The organism is Roseburia intestinalis L1-82 (genome assembly GCF_900537995.1).
GTDB lineage: Bacteria > Bacillota > Clostridia > Lachnospirales > Lachnospiraceae > Roseburia > Roseburia intestinalis.
Map to the genome: position 1 here is coordinate 3752779 of NZ_LR027880.1, position 13717 is coordinate 3766495.

General features: G+C 44.1%; 10 protein-coding genes. All 10 read right to left on the reverse strand.

The window, feature by feature from the left end:
• Window positions 1-64 precede the first annotated feature (64 nt).
• The 10 genes from RIL182_RS17595 to RIL182_RS17645 all read right to left on the reverse strand — a co-directional run bounded on the left by RIL182_RS17595 (window position 65) and on the right by RIL182_RS17645 (window position 13715).
• The gene (locus RIL182_RS17595) at window positions 65-2590 is read right to left on the reverse strand and encodes a hypothetical protein (protein WP_006856270.1); all 2526 of its coding nucleotides are present in this window, start codon (window positions 2588-2590) and stop codon (window positions 65-67) included.
• Window positions 2591-2811: 221 nt separating this feature from the next.
• Complete coding sequence (locus tag RIL182_RS21395; protein ID WP_006856268.1) at window positions 2812-3309, reverse strand: hypothetical protein; 498 nt, start codon at window positions 3307-3309, stop codon at window positions 2812-2814.
• Window positions 3310-3386: 77 nt separating this feature from the next.
• On the reverse strand, window positions 3387-5630 hold the full coding sequence (locus RIL182_RS17605) for a glycoside hydrolase family 31 protein (RefSeq protein ID WP_044998757.1): 2244 nt from the start codon (window positions 5628-5630) through the stop codon (window positions 3387-3389).
• A gap of 20 nt (window positions 5631-5650) precedes the next feature.
• Complete coding sequence (locus tag RIL182_RS17610) at window positions 5651-5884, reverse strand: hypothetical protein (RefSeq protein WP_242655502.1); 234 nt, start codon at window positions 5882-5884, stop codon at window positions 5651-5653.
• 211 nt (window positions 5885-6095) lie between these two features.
• A complete protein-coding gene (locus tag RIL182_RS17620; RefSeq protein WP_243128707.1) occupies window positions 6096-7103 on the reverse strand; it encodes an ABC transporter substrate-binding protein in 1008 nt (335 codons plus the stop codon).
• A gap of 122 nt (window positions 7104-7225) precedes the next feature.
• Window positions 7226-8083, reverse strand: a complete 858-nt coding sequence (locus tag RIL182_RS17625; protein ID WP_006856263.1) for an ABC transporter permease — start codon at window positions 8081-8083, stop codon at window positions 7226-7228.
• Window positions 8064-8894, reverse strand: coding sequence for an ABC transporter ATP-binding protein (locus tag RIL182_RS17630; RefSeq protein WP_006856262.1), 831 nt, complete (start codon window positions 8892-8894; stop codon window positions 8064-8066). The genes RIL182_RS17625 and RIL182_RS17630 overlap by 20 nt, the downstream gene beginning before the upstream one ends.
• A gap of 158 nt (window positions 8895-9052) precedes the next feature.
• Window positions 9053-9928, reverse strand: coding sequence for a magnesium transporter CorA family protein (locus RIL182_RS17635; RefSeq protein WP_006856261.1), 876 nt, complete (start codon window positions 9926-9928; stop codon window positions 9053-9055).
• Window positions 9929-9931: 3 nt separating this feature from the next.
• The gene (locus RIL182_RS17640; RefSeq protein ID WP_044998753.1) at window positions 9932-10534 is read right to left on the reverse strand and encodes a cytidylate kinase-like family protein; all 603 of its coding nucleotides are present in this window, start codon (window positions 10532-10534) and stop codon (window positions 9932-9934) included.
• Between the two features lie 76 nt (window positions 10535-10610).
• Window positions 10611-13715, reverse strand: a complete 3105-nt coding sequence (locus RIL182_RS17645) for an FtsX-like permease family protein (protein WP_006856259.1) — start codon at window positions 13713-13715, stop codon at window positions 10611-10613.
• Between the last annotated feature and the right edge of the window lie 2 nt (window positions 13716-13717).

Genomic DNA, 13717 nt, shown 5'->3' on the forward strand with positions numbered 1-13717 from the left:
TCTTTTTTTTCATGTATTTATATTGGAAATGTATCTGTAAAACCTGCCTTTTTCTGCATTTGCTTTATTTCAGATATGTGAAGAAAACATTTCCTGCTCCTTTAAACACTTCTTCTGCTTCCGTTATACTCTGTTTAAAATTGTTTCCGGATGAAGGATCAAAAATAATGACATTATTGGCATCATATCCTACCACCAGAACCGCTTCATTGCTTCCCGTCATTGCAAATACCGGATTACCGCAGCTTACATAGTAAAGGACTTCTTCCACACTGCATCCGGTCAGATCTAAAATTCTTGCATCTTTCATTGTATTGCTCAAAATATTCTTCGGTGTCTCACCGCCTGCAATCAATGCACTGACACTGATATTAATTCCTTCTTTCTCAAGCATTGCATTGATACACTGAGCAATGCTGCCGGAAGAAGCATCTTCCGCGCCGACTGCGATGTCAGAGAGTGCCGGTTTGATTGCATCTCTGGAACGTTTCCAGATATACTCCTGATCCTCGCCTACTACGACTCCCATCTTTTCATTTGCCTTTGTGATCGCACCTGCCACCTGATCTGTGGTATAAACCACATCACCTTTTACATAAACATAATATTTTCCGTTACCACCCTTATCTTCAAGTGTGAGCGTGCGATCCTGCTCTAATATGGTTTCTCTCGGAGTCAGCAGTCGTGGAGCCTTTTCCCCCACATTTTCCGGCAAGGATATTTCAAACCGGGTCTCTTTACTGTCAGAACTGCTGCTTACAATGGAAACTATTTTATTTCCATCTCCCTCCCGGTTCATGATCATATCCTGATCTGCGTCCACATATGCCGTACCATTATACTGAATACGGTTTAAGTACATAGTGTAATCTTCAATATCAACCCCGGAAACATAATATCCATTTTTTTCGTATGTCTTTAAAACGGACGGCGTATCGGATGACACATCTAAAATTTTAATCTGATACATCGGGAAGATTACATTTCCCGCAGCCTCCGTTGATACATCTGCCGCATTCGCTACGCCATATACAAAATCGTCTCCCATAAATCCAAGCGGTTTTACATACTTTCCACTGCCTTCTGTTATGGTAAATGTTTTTTCACTGGAAAAGTTGATGAGCGAAATCGTATCACTCTGTCCGTTCTGGCTGTCTTTCGTCCATGCAAAATAACGGTCGGATTCTGAAACCGCATATATTTCTTTATCCAGTCCCTTGATCAGCTCTTTCATTTCCAATGTACTAAGATCGATTCCATACACACTGCCATCGACCATCAGATATAATTCTCCGCCCTCAGTCACATACATCATCTGACCAAGTTCGGATTTCATGACCTCGTATGCCTTATCCGAAGATATGAATGCAAGCTCCTCATTTGTGTTTGAAAGACTGTCATAATGATTGACCTCAATTCCCACTTCCCCCTCATGGTTTCCGCGGTTCATATAGCCATATACGATATAATCAAGGCTTCCCGCCTCATCGATCCTGACAATTTTGATATCATGTTCCCCGTAATTTTCACGGTTGTCAATTCCTTCATATCCACGGAAACTGAACACTTTTGCGAGTGTATTCTCCGTCTCATTGTAACTCCAGAGTTCGCCCTCCTGTACAAAAGCGACCGTGGTTCCGGTCTCATTCGCCTGATACTCCACATTTCCGGAGCGTATCCCAAGCTCAATATAATTGTCAAAAAAGCTTGCATTTTCCCCGCGGAAAATCTGATTCATCCGGCGTTCAAAATTGAGCAGATACATCCGGCTGCTTGTATAGCGCACTCTGTAATATTCTTCTACATTATAATATTCACTCTCGCCACCCTCACCGATACTCGTCACAACATAATCCAGCACGATCACATTATAGGTATCCGTAATTTCTTTTATGGATGGCACCGGCGTCGTTAACTGCTCTCCGTTAAAATCTGCCCATGCAAGCTGTTTTAATGAAGAATTTAATGAAACAAACTGTAATGTTGTGTTATCGCCGGTTGTTTTTTCCATATACGTTGACAGTGTTCCCGATGTCTCACTGTTGAACGTGGTATTATGAAACTCTTTTACAAATTTCAGGGATTCGTCTACATGCGCATTTGGCATTTCCACAATCCTTGTATAATAATAAATGACATCATTTCCGCTCTCTAAATTAATAAGAAGTAAATACTCTTCTCCCTCCTGAAGCAGATTCTGGATTTCAAGTTCTGCTTTGATCGTACCTTTTTTCTCATCATAGGAATTGACATCTGCATTGGCGATCAGTCTCTCCCCATCAAGGCTTCGTATTTCATACGAGATCGCATCCACGCTTGTCTCGTATGTCTGGATCGTAACCGGAAGTTTTCTGTCTTTTCCAATCGGTGTGATCGTATCGCGCATACTCGCAGCATTCATCTTTGTACGATATCCATATAATTCATTGACTTCCTGCTCACTGCTCTCTAATGTGATGACCGGTAATGTGGCATTTTTCATTTCTGTTGTCAGATCTTCATTGACATGATTTGTCATCATACTAAATACTCCGACTGCCACAAAAAAAATGACGGTCAGTACGACTGCCTTAATTGCACCTTTCTGCACGATATTGTCTCCTTACTCTATGTGAATGAAATATCATTTTCCCTGTTAAAACCGCCATCTTTGTAATTTCTTCTGAAACCCGAAAAAAAGCGACAGATATATTGTATGCATTTTTTTTCAAATCCGCAATGCCTATCACTGATTCTTTTTGAAATTTTAAGAAAGAGAATTAAAAAACGGGCAGTGTACCTATGACCTGCCCATTTTCTGTAACATTTGTTTTACCACCAGCGTCTGCATCTTCTGTGCCTGCAGCGCCGTCTGTACATCTCATTATTTAATAATACCCCGATCAGGCTCCGCATATCATCACGTCCTCCAGGGGGCGGTGGAGGCGGCATCCCGGGTCCCGGTGGAGGTGGGGGCGGCATCCCGGGTCCCGGCGGTGGATTCATTCCGCCCCAGTACTGTTCTGCCTCAACATTCTTTTCTTCCCCTGTCACATTGCGGTAGATCCGCTCTGCCACCTGTTCTAACATCAGGCGGTCCGGATACTCGTCAAACATCAGGCTCCCCTCATACTCCATCTTGTCGCACTCATCTTCCACATAAGAAAGGATTGTCTTCACCTCTTTCGGATAAAGCTCCTTCATGCGTTCCATATCTTTTTCATATTCCATTTCCGTCAGATACAGATTCTGCATCGGATAGCTCATATAAAAAGGCATTTTCGGCACATCCATCTGCATACGGAAAAACTGTTCCTGATTATAGTCCACACATTGCTCCTGTCGCTAACATCTCTATATCATATGCGTGAGGAATACTTTTGTGCGGGTTCCATTATGCGTTAGAATTATTCAAACAAAATATTTTTGTATTTCGTATAACCTTCTTTTTTCATCTGCACGGATGCCTCTTTTTTGTCCCCTTCATGCGTAAACTCATACACATTATAAGCACCGTCACGGTAGGCAAAATCCGCTCCGTTATCCTGATAATGCAGATAAGTTCCATTGCCCGGATACATGCGCATTTTCAAGGTATCATACGGCTTTTCACCGACGTACTGTGCCAGTTCATAAGTTGGGATCATGCCTCCCTCTTTTACGAACATCGGACAGGTATCAAGCGGTGCGTCTACCATATAATACTGTCTGCCCTGATATGGTTTCTTTGTCTCATAATCATACCAGACACCTTCCGGAAGATATACGATCTTTTTCGTCTCTCCCTGCTCTAAAACAGGTGCAGCTAAAAGATTTTCTCCGACTAAAAATTCACCGTTTAAGTTCCAGACTTCCGGATCATTCTCATAATGTAAAACCAGAGGACGCATAATCGGCAGTCCGGTCAGTTCACATTCGCGGAACAGATCATACAGGTATGGAAGTAACTGATATCTTAATTCCACAAATTTGCGGTAGATGCGGATCGTCTCCTCATCAAACTGCCATGGCTCCTGGAATGTACTTCCCATGGAAGAATGGTTACGGAACAGTGGGGAAAATGCACCAACCTGAACCCAGCGGCACATTAACTCCGGTGTACAGTCTGCACCAAATCCGCCGACATCCGTTCCCGCAAATGCAATTCCGCTCATACCGAGATTGCAGAGCTGTGGAACCGCCATTCTAAGATGTGCCCAGAGGCTCTGGTTATCTCCGGTCCATACGGTAGAGTATTTCTGTGTTCCTGCATAACATGCTCTTGTGATCACGAACGGTCTTCTTCCATCGGCTTCCTTTAATCCTTCATAAGTTGCCTTTGACATCAGATGTCCATAAACATTATGCATTGCCGCATGATCTGTCTTTTGATCCTCGTCCGTAAAAACGACATCCTGTGGAAGTTCTCCACGGAAACTTGCAGGCTCATTCATATCATTCCATGTTCCTCGCACACCAAGATCCACTAAGAATTTCTGATTTTCTGCCCACCATTTTCTTACATCCGGCTTTCCAAAATCAGGATATACCGCTTCGCCCGGCCATACTTCATTGACGTATACTTCCCCTTCCGGTGTTTTTGCAAAATAATCATTCGCGATTCCCTCATCATACTTTGCATATCCCGGATCTAATTTCACACCCGGATCAATGATGCAGACAACCTTAAAACCATCCTCTGCGATCTCTTTTATGATTGCACCCGGTGCTCCAAACCCCTTTTCATTCCAGGTAAATACGCGGTACCCATCCATATAATCGATATCAAAATGGATCGTATCACATGGAATCTGCAGTTCTCTGTATTTGTGTGCCACACGTCTGATATCATCAGCTGACATATAGCCCCATCTTGACTGATGATGTCCTAATGTCCAAAGCTGCGGCAGAGGGGTTCTTCCGGTCAGATAAGTATAGCCTTCCACAATATCCGTCATTTTTTCCCCGGAAATAAAATAATAATCGAGATTTCCGTTCTCTGCACTGTAATAATAGCAGGCGCTGTTCTCTTTTCCCAAATTGACATGTGATCTGTAAGTGTTGTCAAAGAACATTCCAAATACGCCCGCATCTTTTAATGTGATCAAAAACGGAATGGATTTATACAATGCCTTAAAATCGTCCGTGTGTGCCTGTGGCAGATCGGAATTCCAGTTTTCATATTCATAATTTCTTTTATTTAAAACGCCTGTTTTATCTCCGAGTCCATAGAACTTTTCATCCCCGCTCATCTGCTTTACGACCATAACAGGATCTTCTTTTTCACCCTCCGCAGATACGGCATGTCCCTCAGACTCTAACGTTGCAAGTGCTTCATCGCTTAATTTCTTTTTTTTCTTTCGCTCTCCCCTGAAATCTGCACATAAAAGTGTACCGTCTTTTTTATAAAAATCGATCAAAAAATCATCGTATACTTTGGCTGTCAGCTTATCTGTTTTAATCTGTACTGCTCCGCCTTCCTCAGAGACATCTACGGTAACCGGAAGTCTTTTATCTCCCTCGATTGCTTTTGAACGGTGGTCTTTCGACTGGTACGGAACAAATACATTCATGATCGTGTCCGTGACTGCCGTGACATACGCCGTTCCATGTTCAAATTCAAATTCTACTGTACTTCCATTGGTCTGATAAGAAAGTTTTTTTCCTAACATATGCTTCTCCATTTCTATTTTTACATTTTTGCAATGTCCTGTAATTCCTGTAACAGTTCAAGATCCGACTGCTGCACCTTCATGTTCGTCGTGATCGGTTCCTCACCCGGTTTTGTCACGGTAATCTCAATGATTGTTCCCTCCGTGATGCCGGTGGGAAATACTGCGTTTAGAAATGCAGCAAATTTCGGGTGATTTGCCGTGAATTTATTTTTTGCATTCATGATCTTCATTATTGATGCCGGATTTATCATCGCTTTTCTCCTTTTCCTGTGTGGGGGTGGTTATATTACTTTAGTACGGTTATTATACTATAAGATGGATGGTTTGTCCCGAAAATTTGCGAAATTTATTTTCACAAATTTGGTGGAAAAGGTGTATCGGTGTGTTGTGAATGGCAGATTCCCCGGCACCTTAGGAAAGCACCGGAAATCTGCATACATTCTATTCTACTAAATACTCTCTTCAATTTTGTTTTTGTGCGTTTTCGACGAACTGCATATCTACCAGTTCATCGTACTGATAGGTACCCTGATATACATCGGATGCAATGGATACTTCCATATCATTTTTTACCGCCTCCGGTGTGATGATTCCATCGACACTCCAGAGTCCATCTTTATAGGCACGGTCGATCGCTGCTTCAATGTCTTCGGTCGGTGTGGTTGGAAATTCCTTTCCGGCAGTGCGGACCGCAGTTTTTTTATCCTGTGCAGCAGAAAGCGATTTTAACATTGCATTGACAAAGTGCTGTACTGTCTCCGGGTCATTCCGGATAGTTGACTGTGACACACTGAGTACGGAGTAAGCGTAGTCTCCAAGATCTGTAAACTGGTAAAATGCATCCGTCCATACACCTGATTTCATACCGTCAACGATCTGTGGTTCCGCTGCCCAGGAGATATCTGCCTGACCGCTCTGTACCACGGCAACTGAGGTGGACATATCTGCCGGTTCCACCATCACTACATCCTTATCCGGATCAAGTCCAATTGACAGTAAAAGATAGCGCACACACAGATTCGGGCTGCCGCCAAATCTGCCGGAGTTGATCTTTTTTCCTTTGAAATACTGTGCAAGTTCTTCATCTGTATTTCCTGTGTATTCCTCGCCAACTGCCGCACACAGATACACATTAGCGCGGTTCACACAGTTGCAGACAGCAATCACCGGATCTGGGCAGTTCCCGGATGCATTCGGAATTGCATTTGAATCCACTCCACCGATTACTCCCCACGCATCCCCGCTCATCACCGACGTCACATGCGAGCCGCCCGTAGCCTGGATCACCTCCACATCAAGGCCTTCCTCCGCAAAAAATCCCTCCTGCTGCCCGATATAAAGTGGAAGATACCCGATCGAATGTAACGGCTCCGCAATCACGATTTTTTTGAGTTCCACACTCTCCTGCTGCGTTTTTCTTCCACTGCATGCTGTCGCAAATAAACTTGCTGCAAATACAACGTAAGCCAAACAACTGAACAATTTTCTCTTTAACATTTTCCTTTTAAACATTTCGACCCATTTTCACTTTTTAATATAATATGGACTCAGGTGCCCAAAGGTGTATCACAACATAGCGGCTGGTGTCCTCCTCACGCCTTACGATAAATCGCCAGATGTTCCGTCATCCATTTTTCCAGTTCCACCACCGCAAAATACATCACCATCGCAAGCAGCGACAGAACGATCACACCAACCCACACTAACGTGGTATCCAGAATAGTTCCCGCATAAATGACCATTCTGCCAAGTCCGTGCCCCGATGCGATAAATTCGCCGACGATTGCTCCCGCAAGCGCCAGTGAAATATTGATTCGGAGGCTTCCAAGCATCCACGGAAGCACTGCCGGAACCACGACTTTTCCAAACACCTGCCATCTGGCAGCCCCCAGAGAATAAAGTAAGGTTTCCATCGACTCATCCACATTCTCCACCCCGCTGACCGTTGCAAGCGCACAGGATATTACCGTCATTAAAAATGCCAGCATCACTTTAGATGAAAAACCGATTCCAAACAGTACAATTAAAATTGGTGCAAGTGCCAGTTTCGGAATTGCATTAAACATCACAAGATACGGCTCAAAAATCTTTGCAAACGTCTTTGACCACCAGAAGGACAATCCTAAAACTGCGCCGCCCAATGTTCCCGCTAAAAAACCGCCGATCGTCGACATCGAGGTAAAGTAGATATCATATGCAAGATTTTTCTCTTTCCACTGTACGATCGCAGTCTGTGCGATCAGGGACGGTGAGCTCCAGTAATAGTCATCGATCCACCCCAGACGTGCACTTACCTCCCAAAACAGCAGGATGGCGACCCCAAGCAGGATACGTCCTGCCCTTATCCCTTTTTTCTGTTTTCTCCGGTGTTTTTCTTCCCGCCTGTCTGCCTGCATCGCCAAAACGGATTTAGGTTCATAATACTCCACCTCATACGCTTCTTTTTTCATCACTCATCCCTCCCATCAAGTGCTGTTTCAGATCCCAGAAATCCGTCTCCAGCATATCTTCCTGTTTTCTTGGCCGTTTCAAATGAACGGTAATTTTTTCTTTCACATACCCCGGACGACCGGAAAATACATAGATGATATCTGACAGATAAATTGCCTCATCCATATCATGTGTCACAAATAAAACCGTCTTATGAAAATCTTCCCAGATCTCTAACAGCCAGTTCTGCATAGACTGTCTCGTCTGCGCATCCAATGCACCAAACGGTTCATCTAACAGGATAATTTCCCTGTCATACAAAAGTGTGCGGAGGAGCGCCGCTCTCTGCCTCATTCCACCGGACAGCTCGCACGGATAATTTTTCTCAAATCCCGAAAGTCCGTACTTTTCCATCAGTGGCAGTGCCTGTTTTCTCGCTTCCCGCTTCGGCACGCCCTTTATCTCAAGTCCCAAAATAATATTGTCGATGATCGTACGCCACGGGAGAAGCATATCTTTTTGCAGCATATATCCAACGTAACCTTTTTCCCCTAAAATGCTTTTTTCTCCAATCGTAATATCTCCCGATGTCGGCGGCAGAAGTCCCGCCACAATATTAAATAACGTCGACTTCCCACACCCGCTCGGCCCAATGATCGACACAAATTTTCCATGCGGTATCAAAATATCGACCGGACGGAGAACCTGACGCATCTCTCCATTATTATAAAAACTTTTTGTAATGCCCGAAATTTTTATATCATGAAGCGATGCTTCATGATCGTGATCTACACTCGCTTCGCTCGGCAGTCTTTTTATATCATAAGCCATACTGACAGCTTCTTTAATCTATTCTTATTCTAATATATTCCGGTCTGGTACACTTTGACATATCGTTCTGAAAACAAGAAAATCCGGAAACAAAGATTTCTCTCCATTTCCGGATTTCTGTCAAACATATTTTATTTTACGCGCAGAATCTCTCCTGCTTACAGCATTTTCTTTTTCTTAAAATAAATGATCTCTCCCGCAATGATGCAGATGCTGACTACAATAACGACCGGATACGCATATTTCCATCCGAACTCCGGCATATTTGGAAAGTTCATGCCATACCATCCGGCAATCAGGGTCAGTGGGAGAAATATCGTCGTTACTACCGTTAAGATACTCATGACCTTATTCTGCTGTACATCGATCAGTGACTGGTATAACTCACGGATCTGTACTAAATATTCCCGCAAGAGTTCCACATGATCATGCAGGCGTTCCACACGGTTTGCATAAAGCTGCCAGAGCGATCGCTCCTTGTCTGTCAGTATCTGTCCGAAATCACTCTGCATGGCATCTGCCAGATTGACAAGCTGCTCATAATATGCATGATATGCCGAAAAACGTTTCCTGTACTGCAGAATGATCTCATAGAAATGCTCCGGGATCTTTTTTAAAAGCTCTTCCTCAATGGAGGCTAATTTTTCCTCCTGCTGCTGCAGATAGATCACATCATCCTCGATCAGCATCTCAAAAATCATAACGAGGAACTGATGCATGCTGCACTCTGTGGGTATAATTTTTTCCAGCCTTCCAAGACACGTCTTTAGGAAACTGCCATCCTCGATCAACAGCAGTTCTTCGCCTCTCAGATAAAATCCAAATACGATATACGTCACTCTGCCCTTTAGGGCACGCGGTATCTTCATCGTCCCAAACAGGCAGTCCCCGTAACTTTCTGCCTTGCAGTACTGTACCGGATTCATGCTGCGGAACAAATTCCGTTTATGTGGATACGCACCCTCTAATTCCTTAAACTCAGACAATTCCATCAGACAGATTTTCTTTTCACTGTTTAGATAATATTCCTGCATATTTTATTTTACCAATTTTGCGATCACTTTCACCAGATCCTCGATATTGGCACCGGAAGTATTGATGCACAGGTCATAATTTAACTTCTCGCCCCAGGTCTGTCCGGTAAAGAACTGATAATATTTGGAACGTCTCTTATCCACATCCTGAATATGACGTCTCAGCTCTTTGTCTGTAAAATGTTCCTGCTCCGGTGCACGCTTTCTGCATCGCTCCATGCGCGATTCCATATCTGCATAAATAAACAGGCGCAGCGGCTTTTTGTCGCGCAGGATATAATCTGCACTTCTTCCGACGATCACACAGTCTGAATTCTCCGCGAGTTCCTGTACTAACAGGCTCTGTTCTCTGTAAATCGCATTGTTCTGTTCCATCACAGGATCCGCGCCCATATAAAAAGTTCTTCCGATCGTAATCGGCATCAGGGCAGTCGGACCATTTTCCATTACATGCTGCACATAACCTTCTGCAAGTTCGGTTCTCTTTGCAATCTCTGTTATAATCTCGTTATCATAATAGGCAATTCCAAGTTCATCGGAAAGTCTCTTTCCAACCTCTCGTCCGCCACTGCCAAATTCACGTCCGATTGTTATAATTTTTCCCATATGTATCATCTCCTGATTCATCATTTTCTATAAGTAAACTATAGCACTTTCCCGCGTTAACGTCCAATTCTATTTTCTAATCAACACTCTTTAACGACTCTGTCATACTGATCGCATCAATTTTCTTTCGCATCAGCCGGTCCACAAACCAGGTAAACACCAGAGTCAGCACCACACTATATACAAAGCTGATCGGTTTTACATGTACATCAAAGGCCACCATATCCACGACAATCTGGCTCATGACAAACCGGTGCAAAAATACACCGAGCACAAGCCCTGCAAGTGCGCCGAGAAATGTCAGAATCGTATTTTCCCGGAACACATATGCGGCTGTCTCATTTTCGTAAAACCCGAGCACCTCGATCGTTGCGATCTCGCACACACGCTCCGTAATATTAATATTTGTCAGGTTATATAAAACGATAAAAGCAAGTCCCGCTGCACACAAAATAATGACCACAACGATCAGATCCATACTGCCCATCATGCCAGAAAAACGTTCCATGTCATCCTGTGAAATATTGACCGCTGCCACATCCGACATTGCCATCAGGGATGTTCCAAGCAGATGTGCATCTGTGCCCTCAGAAACACACACAAATGCGTTTTTGTATTCCGGTTCCGTTTTCATCTGTTCTTCATAAGTATCCGCAGACAAATAGACATAATTATATACAAAATTTTCACACAGCCCGCTTACCGTCACGGATATGGTTTTCATGTCGGAATCCTGCAGCGTCACGGTATCTCCGGTCTTTATCCCAAGTTCATCTGCCACTTTTGCGGAAATAACCGCCTCTCCCTTTTTCGGGAATGTGATCGGTACTCCTTTTTCCGTATGCAAATTGACAAACGGCGTCATATCCGAATCCGGATCTGCAATGATAAGGCTGACGGATTTTGTCTTTTCACTGCCAACTAAATCCATGCTCTTTTCTGCCACAAACACAGATTTTTCCACACCGTCCTGTTCTTTGCTTTCCAGTTCACTTTTTTGCTCCGGTGTGACGGACGATGAATAAGTCACACCGATATCATAGGTCTGGATCTGTGTATACTGCTGCGTCACAATTCCCGTCACAGAATCCCTCACCCCAAATCCGGTCACCAAAAGTGCGCTGCATCCGCTGATGCCTGCGACCATCATGAAAAACCGCTTTTTATACCGGAAAATATTCCGCATGGAAACCTTCTGCAAAAATTTAAGCCTCTTCCATACAAACGGTATATATTCAAGGAATACACGTTTCCCGGCTTTCGGTGTTTTCGGACGCATCAGCTCTGCCGCAACCTCCGTCAGTTCGCGGCGGACAGACACAAAGGTTGTACCGATAGAACAAAGCAGTGATACGATCACGGAAATGACTGCTAATTTCCAGTCAAACACATAAACCAGGGAATCCATCTTATAGAGCATGCCGTATGCATACCAGATCACTTTCGGGAATAAAAATGTCCCAAGTGCAAATCCGGCCACACATCCGGTCAGCGCCGCGGAGCCGGAATAAAACATATATTTTGCCATAATGGTATGTTCACTGTAGCCGAGTGCCTTTAACACACCGATCTGTGTCCGCTGTTCCTCCACCATACGGTTCATCGTCGTCACACACACAAGTGCCGCTACCAGAAAGAAGAAGATCGGAAATACATCGGCAACTCCGTCCACGATACCGGAATCGCTCTCAAAGCAGACATACCCAACATTGGTATCGCGTCCGAGCACATAGGTATCAGGATCTTTTAATTCCTTTAAAGTTTTCTCGCCATCACTGATCTTTTTCTCCGCTTTTTCTATTTCCTCATTGTAAGTTGAAAGTCCGTCCTCATATTCCTTTTTCCCATCTTCATACTGCGTTTTCGCATCGGATAATTCTGCTTCCTTTTCTGCTATCTGTGTTTTGGACTCTTCCAACTGTTTTTTCGCTTTTGCAATGGCGCTCTTTCCGCTCTCGATCTGCTTTTGGGCTTCCGCGATCTGCGCTCTTCCATCTGCAATCTGTGCCTTTGCATCTGCAATCTGTGATCCTGCATCCGCTAATGCATCTCCCGAAGAAAAACTGCCTGCCGCACCATTTCCCTGATCTCCATTTTCGGAAAAAAGCCCCTCAGAAATTCCGTTCAATGCTTTCTGGATCTGTCCGACTCCCTGCGCATAACCGATTCCAAGTGCAACTTCCGCCTGATCTAACTGTGTCTCTTTCTCCTGAATCGCCTTTTCTGCTTCCGTCAGTTCTGCCTCTTTTTTTTCTAATTCATCCGGGGCATATTCCAATTTTTTCTTTGCATCTGCAAGCTGCTTTTCGCCGTCTTCGATCTGGCTTTTTGCATCTTCTAATTGTTTTTTTGCATCATCAAGCTGGCTCTTTGTCTCCTCTTTTTTCTCTGCAAGCTGTTTTTTTCCATCTGCAAGTTTTGTCTCTGCCTCCGAACGCACTGTCTGATAACGCTCTGCTGCAAGATCCTCCGTCAGTGCTTCCCACGCATCCTGTTTTTGTTCTATGTAAGCATCATATTCTTCACTGTACAAAGGAAAATCGCAGGCAAATTTCACATAAACTTCCGTATAATAATCGTCTGCAAATCCTTCCGGCAAAAGATAGACAAATCCGCTCACCCTGCCATTGCCAAGCGACGTACTTCCGCGTTCAAACTGCGAATACAGAGGAGACTGCACGATTCCGGTGATCTTATACTCGCGGTTTGAAAAATGTTCCAGATCGTCCTCGTCATTGCCGTCGGACAATTTGATCGTTTTTCCAATCATGGATGCGCCGTAAAGATTAGAGTCCACCACACACTCCCCTGCATTTTCCGGCAATTCGCCGTCCACAAGCACCAGCCGGTTAACATCCTCTGTGATGCTGTGCATTTTTAGCACGCGCTCTTTGCCGCCGCTCTCACAGATAATGTCAAACGTGACTGCTCCCTCTGCCGCTTTTACATCTTTTTGTTTTTTTATGGTCTCTACTTCATCCTCGGAAAAACCGACCGTGGAGATCAGGCGGTAGTCGTAAAGAGCTGTCTTATCAAAATAACGCTGCGCCGTTTTTAACATGGCAGGCTGTGTGACCTTCAGTCCTGCAAAAAATCCGACACCCAATGCAACGATCGCCAGGATAGCGAGAAAACGGCCGAGACTTTCCTTTATTTCCCTGAATGTTGATTTCCAAATCATTG